At 61.3% G+C, this 463-nt stretch carries 1 pseudogene; it reads right to left on the reverse strand.

Features of this window, described 5'->3' with window-relative positions:
• Positions 1 to 436 (reverse strand): annotated as a pseudogene (locus MJ797_RS26265) (recombinase family protein); the annotation flags it as partial.
• Positions 437 to 463 lie beyond the last annotated feature (27 nt).

The following is a 463-nucleotide window of genomic DNA, read 5'->3' on the forward strand; positions in this document are numbered from 1 at the left end:
AACGCAGTTGGCAACTAGCCCTCCGATCACTCTCCGTGTCGGAGTTCGCGGACGGACCGTCGTCAGCTGAGAGACGCTGGCGAAGCGGTATCCGATGACGAATTGTGATCTTCTCCGGGCCGATAAGCACGTCCTTGACGAGCAGGCGCAATACACGTCGACGATCGGCGATCTCCGCGCTCTTCGTGTTCTCGCTGAGCTGGGAAAGGAAGCAATCAAGATCGGATGCGAGAGCGAGATAAAGATCACGGTCAGCGATCTGACTCTCCAGCGCGTCGAGCTGGCCGCGCAGGTTCGCTTCCCGAGTCCGCAGCTCCGGCATTCTTCCACGGAGCTCATCGATGGTCACGAGCTGCTCCTGGAATGCCCCGATCATACGGCTGATCGCGGAGGTGGCCTTCGTGAGCGCGAGCTCTACCTGTTCGCGCTGCCGCATGGCCGGGTCCGCGTTCCTGGCTAGACG

Source organism: Protofrankia sp. CiP3 (assembly GCF_917627345.1).
GTDB lineage: Bacteria > Actinomycetota > Actinomycetes > Frankiales > Frankiaceae > Protofrankia.